Annotated in this window: 1 protein-coding gene; it reads left to right on the top strand. The window is 70.4% G+C overall.

The features are described from left to right. A partial coding sequence (locus C1J01_RS48740) for a Y-family DNA polymerase (protein ID WP_500048308.1) occupies positions 1-419 on the top strand: 419 nt, incomplete at both ends.

Here is a 419-nt window from a genome sequence, read left to right on the forward strand (position 1 = left end):
CCTGCGCACCGCCCTGCGACGCTGCCCCGACGCCGTCTTCCTCCCCAGCGACCCACCCGCCTACGAAGCCGCCTCAGAACGCGTCATGGCCGTCCTGCGCGAATTCCCCGTCCGCGTCGAAGTCTGGGGCTGGGACGAAGCCTTCCTCGGCGCCACCACCGACGACCCGGAAACCCTCGCCACCGCCCTGCGCGACGCCGTACGCACCCGCACCCGACTCGAATGCTCCATCGGCATCGGCGACAACAAACACCAGGCCAAACTCGCCTCCGGCCTCGCCAAACCCGCCGGAACCTACCGGCTCACCAGCGACAACTGGGCCGACGTCATGAACGACCGCCCCACCGACGCCCTCTGGGGCATCGGCGCCAAGACCGCCAGAAAACTCGCCGCCCTCGGCCTGCACACCGTCGCCCAGC

It is taken from the genome of Nonomuraea aridisoli, from assembly GCF_003236395.1.
GTDB classification, from domain to species: Bacteria; Actinomycetota; Actinomycetes; order Streptosporangiales; family Streptosporangiaceae; genus Nonomuraea; species Nonomuraea aridisoli.